The sequence below is a fragment of the Deltaproteobacteria bacterium genome (assembly GCA_029210625.1).
Lineage (GTDB): Bacteria > Myxococcota > Myxococcia > SLRQ01 > SLRQ01 > JARGFU01.
In genome coordinates, this window is record JARGFU010000017.1 from 26192 (window position 1) to 39373 (window position 13182).

14 protein-coding genes and 1 tRNA gene are annotated in these 13182 nt (G+C 71.6%); 11 read left to right on the forward strand and 4 right to left on the reverse strand.

What is annotated here, in order from left to right; all coding sequences use genetic code 11:
- Positions 1–46 precede the first annotated feature (46 nt).
- The 7 genes from dusB (at position 47) to P1V51_16370 (ending at position 6254) form a co-directional block, all read left to right on the forward strand.
- Positions 47–1129: a tRNA dihydrouridine synthase DusB gene (dusB, locus tag P1V51_16340; protein MDF1564615.1), complete on the forward strand. Its 1083-nt coding sequence runs from the start codon at positions 47–49 to the stop codon at positions 1127–1129.
- 4 nt (positions 1130–1133) lie between these two features.
- The gene (locus P1V51_16345; GenBank protein ID MDF1564616.1) at positions 1134–2135 is read left to right on the forward strand and encodes an ATP-binding protein; all 1002 of its coding nucleotides are present in this window, start codon (positions 1134–1136) and stop codon (positions 2133–2135) included.
- A gap of 50 nt (positions 2136–2185) precedes the next feature.
- A complete protein-coding gene (gene bamD, locus P1V51_16350; GenBank protein ID MDF1564617.1) occupies positions 2186–3136 on the forward strand; it encodes an outer membrane protein assembly factor BamD in 951 nt (316 codons plus the stop codon).
- Entirely contained in the window at positions 3133–3807 is a 675-nt protein-coding gene (locus P1V51_16355) for a hypothetical protein (protein ID MDF1564618.1), read from the forward strand. The genes bamD and P1V51_16355 overlap by 4 nt, the downstream gene beginning before the upstream one ends.
- Before the next feature lie 12 nt (positions 3808–3819).
- Positions 3820–4578 (forward strand): tetratricopeptide repeat protein, encoded by a 759-nt coding sequence (locus P1V51_16360; GenBank protein ID MDF1564619.1) that lies wholly within the window; start codon positions 3820–3822, stop codon positions 4576–4578.
- 13 nt (positions 4579–4591) lie between these two features.
- Positions 4592–5230: a site-2 protease family protein gene (locus tag P1V51_16365; protein ID MDF1564620.1), complete on the forward strand. Its 639-nt coding sequence runs from the start codon at positions 4592–4594 to the stop codon at positions 5228–5230.
- Positions 5231–5348: 118 nt separating this feature from the next.
- Positions 5349–6254 carry a DUF4388 domain-containing protein gene (locus tag P1V51_16370; GenBank protein ID MDF1564621.1) on the forward strand — a complete coding sequence of 302 codons (906 nt, stop codon included), beginning with the start codon at positions 5349–5351 and terminating at the stop codon, positions 6252–6254.
- Between the two features lie 48 nt (positions 6255–6302).
- Here P1V51_16370 and P1V51_16375 read toward each other — a convergent pair whose 3' ends face one another.
- Positions 6303–7700: a hypothetical protein gene (locus P1V51_16375; protein ID MDF1564622.1), complete on the reverse strand. Its 1398-nt coding sequence runs from the start codon at positions 7698–7700 to the stop codon at positions 6303–6305.
- 88 nt (positions 7701–7788) lie between these two features.
- On the opposite strand from P1V51_16375, the gene P1V51_16380 reads away from it, so the two are divergent.
- The 3 genes from P1V51_16380 to P1V51_16390 all read left to right on the forward strand — a co-directional run bounded on the left by P1V51_16380 (position 7789) and on the right by P1V51_16390 (position 10212).
- Positions 7789–8769, forward strand: a complete 981-nt coding sequence (locus P1V51_16380; protein ID MDF1564623.1) for a diguanylate cyclase — start codon at positions 7789–7791, stop codon at positions 8767–8769.
- Entirely contained in the window at positions 8769–9197 is a 429-nt protein-coding gene (locus P1V51_16385) for a hypothetical protein (protein ID MDF1564624.1), read from the forward strand. Before P1V51_16380 ends, P1V51_16385 begins: the two co-directional genes overlap by 1 nt.
- A 70-nt stretch (positions 9198–9267) precedes the next feature.
- Entirely contained in the window at positions 9268–10212 is a 945-nt protein-coding gene (locus P1V51_16390) for a hypothetical protein (protein MDF1564625.1), read from the forward strand.
- A gap of 93 nt (positions 10213–10305) precedes the next feature.
- Here P1V51_16390 and P1V51_16395 read toward each other — a convergent pair.
- Positions 10306–10381 (reverse strand) — tRNA-Gly (locus P1V51_16395).
- Positions 10382–10471: 90 nt separating this feature from the next.
- Between P1V51_16395 and P1V51_16400 the strand changes: the two genes are divergently transcribed.
- Entirely contained in the window at positions 10472–11344 is an 873-nt protein-coding gene (locus P1V51_16400; GenBank protein MDF1564626.1) for a hypothetical protein, read from the forward strand.
- A 7-nt stretch (positions 11345–11351) separates the two neighbouring features.
- Here the strand turns inward: P1V51_16400 and P1V51_16405 are convergent, their stop codons facing one another.
- Both P1V51_16405 and murA read right to left on the reverse strand, forming a co-directional pair.
- Entirely contained in the window at positions 11352–11738 is a 387-nt protein-coding gene (locus P1V51_16405) for a zf-TFIIB domain-containing protein (protein MDF1564627.1), read from the reverse strand.
- A 119-nt stretch (positions 11739–11857) separates the two neighbouring features.
- A complete protein-coding gene (gene murA, locus P1V51_16410; protein MDF1564628.1) occupies positions 11858–13132 on the reverse strand; it encodes a UDP-N-acetylglucosamine 1-carboxyvinyltransferase in 1275 nt (424 codons plus the stop codon).
- Between the last annotated feature and the right edge of the window lie 50 nt (positions 13133–13182).

The following is a 13182-nucleotide window of genomic DNA, read 5'->3' on the forward strand; positions in this document are numbered from 1 at the left end:
TGCGGATGGTTGCCGGATCCCTTCGGGTGGCCTATCTCCTCTCGCGATGCCGGCCCCCCCTCCAGCCGCGCCCCTGCGCATCGGTAGCCTCGAGCTCTCCGGCCGCTTCTTCCTGGCCCCCCTGGCCGGGGTGAGCGACTGGCCCTTCCGCGTCCTGGCCCGGGAGCAGGGGGCCTCCCTCGCCTACACCGAGATGGTCTCCTCGGAGGGCCTGACCCGCGGAGGGGACCGCACCCACAGCTACCTCGAGCGCCCCGCCGACGAGGCGCCCTTCGCGGTGCAGCTCTTCGGGGCGCACCCGCCGACCATGGCCCGGGCGGCCGCCGAGGTGGAGCAGCTCGGGGCGGACCTCATCGACATCAACGCCGGCTGCCCGGTGAAGAAGGTCTGCCGGGGGGGCAGCGGCGCCTCGCTGCTCCAGGAGCCCACGAAGCTCGCCGAGGTGATCGCCGCGATGGTGGCGGCGGTCTCGGTGCCGGTGCAGGTGAAGGTGCGCCTCGGCTGGGACGTCCACTCGATCAACGTCGTCGAGGTCGCCCGCCTGGCCCACGAGGCCGGCGCCGCGGCCATCGCCATCCACGGCCGCACCCGCTCGCAGGCCTACGAGGGCCACGCGGACTGGGGGCCCATCGCGAGGGTGAAGGCCGAGGTGCCCGGGCTCGTGGTGATCGGGAACGGGGACGTCACCGACGCGCCCACCGCCCTGCGGCGGCTGGCCGAGAGCGGCGTCGACGCCGTGATGATCGGCCGGGGCGCCTGCGGCAACCCCTGGATCTTCCGCGAGATCGACGCGCTCCTCGCCGGTCGGCCCGTGAGCGGCCCCACCCCCGCGGAGTGGCGGAGCGTCATCCGGCGCCACCTCGCGGCCCTCATCGAGCGGCGCGGCGGGGACGAGCGGCGGGCGGTGCGCGAGTTCCGCGGCCACCTGGGCTGGTACAGCCGGGGCCGCCCCGGGGCCAGCGCCTTCCGCGCCGGGATCGCCGAGCTGCACACCTCCCTCGACGTCGAGCGCGCCCTCGACCTCCACTTCCCCCCCGAGGCCTTCGGCAGCGGCGGGCGGCCGGAGGCCCCGACCCTCGACCCCGCGGAGGCCCTGGACGTGGGACCCCTCTCCCGGGCGTGGGGGTAGACCGATGCTCGAGGCGCTCCTCGCCGCTCTCCCCGACGGGATCCTCTCGGTGGACGCCGAGGGGCGGCTGGCGACCCTGAACCCCGCTGCCCGCGAGCTCTTGCCCGGCGAGCTCTCCGAGGGCGATCGGTTGGCCGAGGCCGTGCCGGCCCTGGCGCCCCTCCTGGCCCGCGCCGTGGAGGAGCCCCTCCGGGGGAGCGTGCTCCTCGGGGGTTCACCGGTGGAGGTGCGGGGGGCGCCCCTGCCCGCCGGCGGCGCGGTGCTCTCCCTGCGGCCGCCCGGGCAGCTCGATCGCCGGGCCCACGAGGCCGCCGAGGCCAGCCGCTGGGCCTCCCTGGCCGCCGGCCTGGCCCACGAGCTGCGCAACCCCCTCGCCGGGATCGAGGGCGCCGCCACCCTCCTCGCCCGCTCGGTGGAGGGCGAGCTGGCCCCTCTGGCCGAGGTCGTCACCAAGGAGTCGCGCCGCATCGAGGGCCTGGTGACCGGCCTGATGGACCTCGCGCGGCCCCGCCCGCCGGAGCCGCGGCCCACCGACCTCCACCGCCTGCTGGAGGAGGTCCTCCGGCTCACCGAGGCCAGCCTGCCCGCCGGGCTGCGGATCGAGCGGCGCTTCGATCCCTCCCTGCCGCCCCTCGAGGTCGACCCCGAGCACCTGACCCAGGTGCTGCACAACCTGCTGCGCAACGCCGTGGAGGTGCTGGCCCCGGCGGGAGAGGGCCGCATCACGGTGAGCACCGGGGTCGCGCTGGGCCTGCGCTCCGGTCCCCCCCACGCCCGCCGCAGCATGGCCCGCCTGGTGGTCCGCGACAGCGGCCCGGGCTTCGACCCCCGGGTGCTCGAGCAGCCCTTCACCCCCTTCGTGACCACCAAGCCCTCCGGGACCGGCCTGGGGCTGGCCCTCTGCCGGCGCCTGATCGAGGCCCAGCAGGGGCTGATCGAGCTCGCCAACGACCCGGCGGGGGGCGCGAGGGTGCAGCTCGTCCTGCCCCTCTCGGCGCAGCCATGAGGGGTGAGAGGTACCCAGGCCGGAGGAGCCGTGCTATCGCCCCTCTCGCGATGCGTACTTCCCAGCCCGTTGCCGGTCCGAAGGCCCCCCTCCTCGCCCTCCTGCTCCTGCTCGGCGCGGCCGCCTGCGCCAGCGGCCCGAAGATCACCCCGACCCCCGGCACCGCCGGCTACGATCAGGCCGCCGAGGCCCTCTACGAGTCCGCCCGCAAGGCGCTCGACTCGAGCGACTACCTCCACGCGGCCTCGCGCTTCCAGGAGGTGCGGGCGAAGTTCCCCTACACGAAGTACGGGCCCCTGGCCGAGCTCGGCCTTGCCGACACGGCCTTCGCCGAGGGCAAGTACCTCGAGGCGGTCGACGGCTACCGGGCCTTCGTGCGGGCGCGGCCCACCCACGAGGAGGCGGACTACGCCTCCTACCGGATCGTCCAGGCGCTGGCGAAGGAGGCCCCCTCGGACTTCTTCCTCTTCCCTCCCTCCCACGAGAAGGACCTCGCCGAGGTGAGGCAGGCGGTGGCCTCCGCGGACCGCTTCCTCTCGGCCTACCCCGAGAGCGAGTATCGCAAGGACGGCGAGGAGCTGCGCACGAGCCTGCGCCGGCGGCTCGCCGACCACGAGCTCTACGTCGCGGGCTTCTACCGCCGGAAGGGCAAGTGGAACGGCGTCGCCACGCGCCTCGAGCGGCTCCTGCAGGACTTCCCCGGGGTCGGGCTCGATAGCCAGGCCCGGGTGGCCCTGGCCGAGGCCTACCTGGAGGTCGAGCCGCCGCGCCTCGAGGAGGCGCGCGCCCAGCTCGAGCAGGCCGGGGAGCTGGCGGAGGAGCCGGGGCTGGCGGCGAAGGCGAAGCAGCTCCGCTATCGGATCGAGAATCCGCCGGCGGCGGAGCCGGCGAAGGAAGAGGCGCCGGAGGAGAGCGAGGCGCCCGTCACTCCCGCGGGAGAGGCCGTGGACGTGGACGTGGACGTGCACGTGGACGGGGAGGATCCAGGCGCCGGAGAATGACGCGGCCGGGCCCTCGCTCGCTCGTGCTGTTCGCCGCCCTGCTGCTGCCGGCCTGTGAGGGCTGCGAGCTGCTCACCGGACCGGAGCATCAGATCCGGCGGGAGCTCAAGCGGCTCGGCCAGGAGGGCTACCGGGGCGAGGGGCTCGAGGCGGACTTCGACCTGGCGATCAGCGCCATCCGCATCCAGGGGGAGCGCGCCGAGGTCTTCGCCCGGGTGGACGTGGAGGGGAGCTACCGCGGCAGCGAGGTGAGCTGCATCTGCGTCGAGCGCTTCTTCCTGCGGCGCGGCGAGGCGGGCTGGGAGCTCGAGGGCTTCCCCCTCGCGCGGCTGGCCGGGGTCACCGACGCCCTCGAGGCCCGGCGGCAGGCCTTCGAGGCCCAGGACGTGGAGGCCTACGGCCGCCTCCTCGGGCCCGGCTATGGCGGCGCGCCCGCGGAGCGCGACGAGGCGCTGGCCCGGCTGGCGAAGATCCTCTCCGGCAGCGGCACGGTGCGGCAGGAGATCCGCCGCCGGGTGCTGCGCATCGAGGCCCGCAAGGCGCAGGTCACCGAGGAGTTCCGCTTCGTCTTCGAGCTCGAGGGCCAGAGCCCGCGGATCGAGGAGGGGCGCGCCGCCTACGTGCTGGAGCCCACGAACGATGGGTGGCGCTTCGAGAGTGGGCTGTTGTAACGTTCTCCTCCCATGGATGAGACGCTGAAGCACCTCCTCGCGCTGGGTCGTAGCCACTATCAACGCAAGGAGTTCGGCCGCGCCGAACGCTACCTCACCCAGGTCGTCGAGCGGACCCAGAGCTTCGCCGACGTCTACAACATGCTGGGCGTGATCTTCCACGACCAGGGGCAGTTCGCGAAGGCCCGCCGGGCCTTCGAGGCCGCCCTGCGGCTGAACCCGGGCTACACCGAGGCCGCCCTGAACCTGGCCGTGATCTACAACGACATGGGGAAGTATCAGGAGGCCAAGGAGGTTTACACCTCGGCCCTCTCGAAGAGCGCCTCGGCGCCCGGAGAGATGGATCCCTTCGTCAAGGGGAAGATCTCCAACATGTACGCGGACATCGGAGACGTCTTCGCATCGAGCGGCCTCTGGCAGGAGGCCATCCGCGAGTACCGCCATGCCCTCGACCTCTGCCCCACCTTCGTCGACATCCGGATGAAGCTGGCCTCCGCCCTGCGGGACGCCGGCGAGAAGGAAGAGGCGGTGGCCGAGCTGCAGATGGCGGTCGAGCAGAAGCCCGGCTACCTGGCCGGCCAGATCGCGCTGGGCGTCGCCCTCTACTCGGCGGGCCGGGTGGACGAGGCGGTGGCCTCCTGGGAGGCGGTGCTGGACGCCAACCCCGGCAACCGCACCGCCGAGATGTACCTGAGCCTGGTGAAGTCCGGCGCCGACGCCGACGCGGTCGTGAAGGCCGGGGCCTCGGACGAGCCGGGCAGCACCGGCTGAATCGAGCGAGTCGATGGACGAAGGCGGTATCAAGGTCGGTCGGCTGCTGGGCTTCCCGGTCCAGATCCACCCGAGCGCCCTGATCCTGGGCTTCATCCTGATGATGCCCTACGTCCGCGCCGGGCAGGGGACGATCGCCCTCTACCTGGTGGCGGCCATCGCCCTGTCGATCCTGCTCCACGAGCTGGGCCACGCCCTGGTCATCCGCGCCCTGGGCTGGGAGTCGGTGATCGTCCTCCACGGCTTCGGCGGAGTGACCCTCTCCCGCTCCCGCCCCTCCCCCGGTCAGCAGATCGGCGTCAGCCTGGCCGGCCCGGCCGTGAACTTCGCGCTCCTGGCCGGCGCCTTCGTCGGGCTGCTCTTCTTCTCCACCGGAGCGGTGGCGCAGTTCCTCGACATCCTCTTCATGGTCAACCTCTTCCTGGGCGTCTTCAACGTCCTGCCGATCGTCCCCCTGGACGGAGGGCAGGCCTTCCGCTCGGTGCTGCGGATCTTCACCCCGCGCCGGGCCGACGTCGCCGCCGCCTGGGTCTCGATGGCCCTGACCGTGCCGATCCTCGCCTGGGCCGCCTCCCAGCGCTCGCTCTTCATGGGCCTGATCGCCCTCTTCCTCGTCTTCACCAACTGGAAGACGGCGACGGGGCAGGAGTAGGCGAGGACCGCGCGCACCTGGACGCGCTCTGACGCAGTGAGCCGTAGCCCGCCTCCCGGGCCTCTATGGCCTTGGGAACCGGTCCCTGCTATGGAAATCCTTCGGAGGATGGGGCTGCATGGCTTTTGCGCTCAAGTTCATCAGTGGGAAGTACCAGGGTGGTGAGTTTCCGCTGCGCCCGAACCGAGAGATCGTCATCGGGCGGAGCTCCGAGCTCGACATGGTCCTCGTGGAGGACATGGTCTCGCGCAAGCACGCGAAGATCGTGACCAGCGAGTCCAACGTCGTCATCCAGGACCTCGGCAGCACCAACGGCACCTTCGTCAACGGCGAGAAGATCAAGAAGGCTCGCCTCAAGGAGGGCGACCGGATCCTCGTCGGCACCTCGATCCTGAAGCTCATCGCCAAGTCGAGCGGCGGGCCGGTGGACGAGGCCGAGGCCCGGGTGCAGATGGAGGAGGCGGCCAAGAAGGGCAAGCGCGACTCCACCATGTCCGGCCGCGTCGAGGACGTGCCGGTGCCCGACCTCCTCCAGCTCTTCCAGACCAGCAAGCGCAGCGGCGTGCTGGTGATCAAGGCCGAGCAGACCGGCCGCGTCTTCCTGCGCGAGGGCAGGGTCTACTACGCCGTGATCGGAGACGATCACGACCTCGGACCCCAGAAGGCCTTCAACCGGATCGTCGCCTGGGAGGAGGGCCGCTTCGAGCTCTCTCCGCCCTCGGACGAGGAGTTCATGATCGAGCTCGACGAGGCCCCCGAGGCCCTGATCATGGAGGCCCTGCGCCAGCTCGACGAGCTGCGCCAGGTGCGCCAGGATCTCCCCTCGGTCGACGCCGTGGTAGAGCTCGAGAAGCCCATCGCGGCGCCCCTCTCCGACCTCGAGCCGGACTACCTCGACGTCCTGCAGCTGGTGCACAACTTCACCACGCACCAGGACGTCCTCGATCAGTCCGAGCAGGGGGACCTGGAGACCTCGCAGATCCTGGCCCACCTGATCCAGAAGGGCTACATCACCGAGGTGTGACGGCCGGCGTCGCCGGCCGCCCCTCGGTCCTCGTCGGTCGGCTGACCCCTAGGGGGCCAGCAGGTCGCCGCTCACCGCCGTCGCCGGCGAGAGGGTCTCGGTGATCTGCCGCGCGCCGGGGTAGGGCACCCGCTTCACCGTGATCCGCTCCAGCGCCCACGCCTCCGGTGCGGTGACCGTGCTGCGCAGGTTGTTGGTCAGGGTGAAGGTGTAGTCGGTCAGGCCCTGGGTGTAGGCCGGCCGGGTCGCCCGCCCGTCGATGGCACCGGTGCTCGGGTTGAAGACCACGCCGGCGGCGTCGCGGTCGAGCTGCACCTGCCGGGGCGTGATGGCGCCGGAGGTGTTGCTGCACTGGGGCTCGATGGTGTCCTGGGTCCCGCCCGCGGCGTGGGAGGCCACCGGGTTCAGGTTGGCGTCCACCAGGATGACCGAGAAGGTGCCGGTCCCGCCGAAGGGGACGTCGAGGGCGAGGGAGCCGCTGGCGGTGCTCCAGAGGCCGAGGCCGGCGTCCACCGGGCCCTGCTCGGAGACCATGCCGGTGAGCAGGATCTTCACCCAGCGCCAGATCCGGCCCTCGCCCACGGCGCCGCCGGCGGGGGTGTAGGAGCCGTTCTCGTCGGCGTCGAACCAGCTCTCGCCGGGGTTCCACATCCCGTCGTCGTTCTCGTCGAGGTAGGGCTCGCCCTGCAGGGCGTCGTGGGCGCCGGTGAGGGTGCCGTTGGTGTGGACCACCAGGGTGGCGAAGCCGTCCCGGGGGTTGCGGGTCTTGCCCGAGGCGGAGTCCAGCCAGCGGGGCTCGCCGTTGACCGCGTCCCCCTCGGGGGTCGTGTCCTTGGGCACCTGGCCCGGCGAGAGCACGAAGAAGATGTCGCCGTTCGCGTCGACCTCGAGGGTGCCGGTCTCGGTGAGCACACCGAAGCGGTTCAGATCGAAGGGGACGTCCACGCCGTTGCGATCCCGGGCCGACACGTTGCAGGGCAGGCGCAGGTCGTCCTCCCCCGAGCGCGGCACGCCCACGTTGCTGGCCGTGCAGGAGAAGGAGAAGGAGGCGCCGTCGATCGGCGTGGGCTCGATCACCTGCACCGAGGTCTGGGCCTGCTTCTGCTTGCCGAAGAGGTCCTGGTAGGAGGCCGAGATCCGGTACTCGCCCTGGACCACCGGGGCGTACCAGGTGACGGTGCCCTCACCGCCCACGGTGCGGATCGTCTCGGTGGTCGTCTCCTTGCCCTGCTCGAAGGTGCCGCCGGTGCAGGTGACGTTGATGGTCGTACCGTCCTTCACCGGCTCGTCCAGCGCGATCGCGCGGACCGTGACGGTGGCGCTGCTGCTCCCGTCCCCGGGTACCTGCTGGGGATTGACGCTGATGATCAGCGTGGAGTCGTTGCCGCCACCGCAGGCAGCGAGGAGGAGACCGATGAGAGCCCAGGATCGAGGTGAACGCTTCATGATCACCGAATTGTAGCCCACGGGGTTCGGAAAGGGCGAGAGGGTGGCCTCTTGCCCACAGGGGGGCGCCGGAGTTAGGACTCTAGGGGTGACCGTCATCTCAGCAACCGGCCTGCCCACCTCCCAGGACTTCAACGGGCGCAAGATCCTGGTCGTCGACGACGACCCGGCGGCGATCCGCTTCATCCAGGAAGGCCTTGGCTCCGGGTACGACTTCCTCTCCGCCAACGACGGCGAGGCCGCCCTGGCCGCGGTGCGGGACAACCTCCCCGACATCATCCTCTGCGATGTCGAGATGCCCAAGATGAACGGGCTGGAGGTCTGCCGGATCCTGAAGAACAACCGGCGCTTCTCCTTCATCCCCTTCATCCTGATGACCGCGCGCGAGGAGTCCTCCTTCAAGGTCGAGGGCCTCGACCTCGGCGCGGACGACTACCTCATCAAGCCCTTGAACCTCTTCGAGCTCGCGGCGCGCGTCCGCTCGATGCTCCGGATCAAGAGCCTGCAGGACGAGCTGATCTCCACCAACGCCCGGCTGCAGGACATCAACGAGAAGCTCCACGAGCTCTCGATGACCGACACCCTCACCGGGCTCTACAACCGGCTCTTCTTCACCAAGCGCTTCGCCTACGAGTTCCAGCGCTCCGATCGCTACCGCTCGCCGCTGACCTGCGTGATGATCGACATCGATCACTTCAAGCAGGTCAACGACACCCACGGGCACCAGGTGGGCGACACCGTGCTCAAGGGGGTCTCGAAGGTCCTGACCGCCGCGCTGCGCAAGGTCGACATCCTGGCCCGCTACGGCGGGGAGGAGATCGTCGTGGTCCTGCCCGAGACGCCCCTCGAGCGGGGCGCCGAGGTGGCCGAGCGCCTGCGCAAGTCGGTGGCCGAGGCGAAGTTCGAGCACGACGGCCTCGCGAAGCCGGTCGGGGTGACCATCTCGGTGGGGGTCTCGGCGATCCCCGACGAGACGATCAAGAACGACGACGATCTGCTCCGGGTGGCGGACGCCGCGCTCTACCGGGCGAAGGAGCAGGGCCGCAATCGAGTCGAGATCGGGGCCTGATGCGCCGCCGGTGGGCCTCGCGGATCCTTCCCGCGGCGCTCCTCCTGGGGATCGCGCTCCTCCCGGCCTGTGACGACACGCCCTCGCCCGAGGCCAGCCTGCGGGCCTTCATCGCCGCCGCCGCCGCGGGGGATCACGATCGGGCCTGGGAGGGGCTCACCCCCGAGACCCGCCAGGCCGCCGACGTGATGGTGGCGGCCGTGCGCGAGGCCCTCCTGGCCGCCGGCGAGACCCCTCCCCGGGACGGCAAGGCGCTGATCTTCGGCCAGGGCCTGGAGATGATCCGGGAGGTGGAGTCGATCGAGGAGCTCTCCCGTGAGGGGGGCGTCGCCCGCCTGCGGGTGAAGGATCCGGGCGGAGAGACCGTGGAGCTCGAGATGCGCCTCCAGGAGGGGCGCTGGCGGCTCCACCTGCCGCTGGAGGACTGAAGGGGGTTGGCGCCCCGGGGCGCCGCTGTGCGATCCTCTCCCCCGTGACCCGCAGCCACGGGAGGGAACCATGCGGCGCATCCTGCTTCCGATCTTCGCTTCGACCCTGCTCCTCTTCGCCTCGCCGGCCTGCGGCCCGGTCGACGACAGCGGAGGCGACGGCGGCGCGGACGGCTCGGTGACCGACGGGGGCGGCAGCGATGGTGGTACCAGCGACGGTGGCGCCAGCGACGGTGGAGGGACGACGGATGGCGGCACCACCGACGGGGGCGGCGGGGCCACCTGCACCGACGGCGTGCAGAACGGCGACGAGGAGGGCACCGACTGCGGTGGCTCCTGCCCCACGGCCTGCCCGACCACCTGCAGCGCCGGAGAGTGGCGCTGCCACGAGAACGACAGCCAGCAGTGCGTGGGCACCGACTGGGTGATGCAGGAGGACTGCGCGGCCACCCTGGAGGTCTGCGTCCCCGGGACCCCGCCCTCCTGCGGTGCGGTCAGCTGCAACCCGACCATGGGGGCCGGCGACGCCTGCGGCGGAGTGCTCACCGGCGCCTGGACCTTCGCCGAGGCCTGCTCCGGGGACTCCTTCCAGGACACGGTCCGCCAGGCCTGTGCCACCGCCAGCGTCACCGCCGAGACCTTCCAGTACACCGGCTCCCTCCACTTCGACGGGCCGGGGGTCGGCCTGGTGGCGCGGGACATCGACGTCACCGCCTCGATCAGCCTCTCCTTCCCCAAGACCGACGTCTGCGCCCTGATGGGCTGCGGCACGATCGAGAGCACCCTCCAGCCCTACGTCACCACCGTCTCCTGCTCCGACGCGGTGATCACCTGCGAGTGCGACGTCACCGTGGTGAGCGCCACCCAGGACACGGCGGCCTACAGCGCCACCAACGGCACCGTCTCGATCGACGGACGCACCTGGTACTACTGCGTCGACGGCGGCCAGGCCTCCTTCCGGGAGTACGGCGCCAACGCCACCGAGGACTTCTTCACCCAGGTCTACGTCCGCTGACGGCGACCGGCTGACGCCGGTTGCTTGCCGTCTGCCTTCGGCAGACAGCCGGCGCTCGAAAAAAGGAGGGCCAGTCGAACGACTGACCCTCCTTGGAGCGGGAAACCGGAATCGAACCGGCGACCCTCAGCTTGGGAAGCTGATGCTCTACCAACTGAGCTATTCCCGCATCGAGGGGGGGAAGGTAGGCGGGGCCACCGGAGGCGTCAAGAGGGTAGATTCCTGGGTCTGCCGCCGGCCACCTGCTAGGCTCTCGGGCATGGCAGCACGGGGGAAGCAGGTGCTCGCTCTCTTCGCTCTCACGGCCGGGGTGCTCCTCTGGCCCGGACCGGCGAGGGCTGCCCCGCCGGTGAAGGTGGCCTGGATCCGCGGCGAGGCCTGGGCGCAGTCGGACAAGGCGCCGGCGCGCTTCTACCCGGGGAACCTCCTCGACGGAAAGGCGCAGACGGTCGCCTGCTTCGCCACCGACTCGCTGGCCGAGTCGACCTTCACGGTCGGCTTCACCGGCAAGGCCCAGGCGCGGGAGCTGAGGTTGGTCAACGGCGACGGCCGGAGCCCCGCCGCCTTCGGCAAGAGCGCCCGGGTCGCGAAGCTGATCCTGCTCGAGCCCGAGTACCAGCGGGAGGTCCAGCTGGAGGACGACAAGAAGAAGCAGGTCGTCCGCCTCGATCCGCCGATCACCGCCGATCAGGTCACCCTGCGCATCGCCGAGGTCCACGGCGAGGGCGAGATGGTCTGCCTCTCGGACCTGATCTTCGTGGCCCGCGGCAAGCCCCTCTCGGGGGCGGCGTCCTATCCGAAGTGGAAGGGCCTGGCCTCGAAGATCCAGGGCGCCTGGGTCGCCGGCCCCGCGGGGGCCGCCGAGAAGTTCCTCACCCTGCGCCACGACGGCAGCTACCGCTTCGTCCTGCGGCCGAACGACCCCGACCTGAAGGGCTTCGCGATCAACGGGCGCTGGACCCTCGTCGGCCAGAAGCTGACCTTGAGCGGCGGCGGCCCGCCCCTGGCCGCGCGGGTGAAGCACGCCCTGGTCGAGGACGACATGGGGGAGCCGATGCAGACCCTCACCCTGAAGGGCAGGGTCGCGGGCAAGAAGACGATCGTCCCCGATCAGTACCGGGACAGGTTCTGACTCGATCTCAGTGAACGGCCGCGGCGAAGCCGCGGAAGTACTCGAGGATCTCGTCCAGGATCGGGTCGGCCCCCTCCGCCTGGAAGCCCTCGCCGCCATTGTCGAGCCAGACCCCGCCGCAGACCTCGCACATGGCGTAGGGGTAGGCGTGGTTGGTCGAGGCCTCGATGACCATCAGGTCGGCGAGATCCTCGGCGCAGGTCCCGGCGGGTTCGTCGAGGTTCACCCGGCCGCCGAGCGCGTCGAGGCCGGGCAGCCGGTTGCGCAGGAGGGCCCGCGAGAGCTCACCCGAGTCGATCCAGACGCCGTTGCATTCGGAGCAGCGGGCGAAGACCAGATCGTCTTCGGTCGCCAGCTCCTCCATCTCCATACCGCTACACTGCGGGCAGTCCATCGTTCCTCCTCGCACCCAGGGGCGACGAGCCGTCGCTCGACCTCGGTGCTGGACGAAGCATACCCAGGCGCGCGCGGCCGGTTCAAGCCGCCTCCTGGGGGCCTCGCGCCGACCGGCGATCAGCGGGCGCGCAGGCGCCGGATGTTCGCGCCGAGTCCCCGCAGCTTCTTCTCGATCTGCTCGTAGCCCCGGTCGAGGTGGTAGACCCGGTGCACGGTGGTCGGGCCCTCGGCGCGCAGCGCGGCGATGACCAGGCTGGCGCTCGCCCGCAGGTCGGTCGCCATCACCTGGGCGCCCGAGAGGGACTTCACGCCGTGCACGATGGCGGTGCGGCCGTCGACCTGGATCCTCGCGCCCATCCGGGCCAGCTCCGAGACGTGCATGAAGCGGTTCTCGAAGACCGTCTCCTGGATCGAGGAGTCGCCCGAGGCCACCGTGCACAGCGCCATGAGCTGGGCCTGCATGTCGGTGGGGAAGCCGGGGTGGGGCGCGGTGCGGAGCTGCACCGGGCGGGGCCGGCGGGGCGCGTTCACCGTGAAGCTGTCCGCGCCGCGCTGGACGCGGGCGCCCGCCTCCTCGAGGCGGTCGAGGACCGCGCCGAGGTGCTCCGGGCGGCAGCCGGCCACGGTGACCTCACCGCCGGTGATGGCGGCGGCCACCCCGAAGGTGGCGGCCTCGATCCGGTCCGGGAGGATGGCGTGGGGTGCCGGGCGCAGATCCCCGGGCTGGACCCCCTCGACCTCGATCCGGCCGGTGCCGTCACCCGTGATCTTTGCGCCCAGGCCCCGGAGGAAGTCGGCGAGGTCGACGATCTCGGGCTCCCGCGCCGCGTTCTCCAGGACGCTGCTGCCCCGGGCCAGGACGGCGGCCATGAGCACGTTCTCGGTGCCGGTGACCGTGGGCATGTCGAAGGCCACCCGGCCGCCGGTCAGGCGCCGGGCCTGGGCCTCGACGTAGCCGTGGGCCAGCTCGATCCGGGCGCCCAGGGCCTCGAGCCCCTTGAGGTGCTGGTCGATCGGGCGGGCGCCGATGGCGCAGCCGCCGGGCAGCGAGACCCGCGCCCGGCCCCAGCGGGCCAGCAGGGGGCCGAGCACCACCACCGAGGCGCGCATGGTCTTCACCAGGTCGTACTCGGCGACGGGCAGGACGTCGCGGTCGACCTCCACGATCACCCGATCCTTCGCCCGGCCGCTGCCGCGGTGGGCGTAGGCGCCGCAGCGCGAGAGCAGGCGGATCATCGTCCGGACGTCGGCGAGATCGGGGACGTTGCGCAGCTCGTGCTCCCCCTCGCAGAGGAGGGTGGCGGCGAGGATGGGCAGGGCGGCGTTCTTCGCCCCGCTGGTGCGAACGGTTCCGGAGAGGGGCTGTCCACCTTCGATCTTCAGCCGATCCATCTGCAGCGGGCCTCCCGTGGTCCGCAGGGGGCCCGCCTGGGCTCCCGGCC

What these genes read in the sequence shown, in the direction of transcription:
- P1V51_16360 (MDF1564619.1), top strand. Translation starts at nt 3,820, where the DNA reads ATGGATGAGACGCTGAAGCACCTCCTCGCGCTGGGTCGTAGCCACTAT.
- P1V51_16385 (MDF1564624.1), top strand. Translation starts at nt 8,769, where the DNA reads ATGCGCCGCCGGTGGGCCTCGCGGATCCTTCCCGCGGCGCTCCTCCTG.
- P1V51_16345 (MDF1564616.1), top strand. Translation starts at nt 1,134, where the DNA reads ATGCTCGAGGCGCTCCTCGCCGCTCTCCCCGACGGGATCCTCTCGGTG.
- P1V51_16355 (MDF1564618.1), top strand. Translation starts at nt 3,133, where the DNA reads ATGACGCGGCCGGGCCCTCGCTCGCTCGTGCTGTTCGCCGCCCTGCTG.
- P1V51_16370 (MDF1564621.1), top strand. Translation starts at nt 5,349, where the DNA reads ATGGCTTTTGCGCTCAAGTTCATCAGTGGGAAGTACCAGGGTGGTGAG.
- bamD (MDF1564617.1), top strand. Translation starts at nt 2,186, where the DNA reads ATGCGTACTTCCCAGCCCGTTGCCGGTCCGAAGGCCCCCCTCCTCGCC.
- P1V51_16390 (MDF1564625.1), top strand. Translation starts at nt 9,268, where the DNA reads ATGCGGCGCATCCTGCTTCCGATCTTCGCTTCGACCCTGCTCCTCTTC.
- P1V51_16405 (MDF1564627.1), bottom strand. Translation starts at nt 11,738, where the DNA reads ATGGACTGCCCGCAGTGTAGCGGTATGGAGATGGAGGAGCTGGCGACC.
- murA (MDF1564628.1), bottom strand. Translation starts at nt 13,132, where the DNA reads ATGGATCGGCTGAAGATCGAAGGTGGACAGCCCCTCTCCGGAACCGTT.
- P1V51_16400 (MDF1564626.1), top strand. Translation starts at nt 10,472, where the DNA reads ATGGCAGCACGGGGGAAGCAGGTGCTCGCTCTCTTCGCTCTCACGGCC.
- P1V51_16375 (MDF1564622.1), bottom strand. Translation starts at nt 7,700, where the DNA reads ATGAAGCGTTCACCTCGATCCTGGGCTCTCATCGGTCTCCTCCTCGCT.
- dusB (MDF1564615.1), top strand. Translation starts at nt 47, where the DNA reads ATGCCGGCCCCCCCTCCAGCCGCGCCCCTGCGCATCGGTAGCCTCGAG.
- P1V51_16365 (MDF1564620.1), top strand. Translation starts at nt 4,592, where the DNA reads ATGGACGAAGGCGGTATCAAGGTCGGTCGGCTGCTGGGCTTCCCGGTC.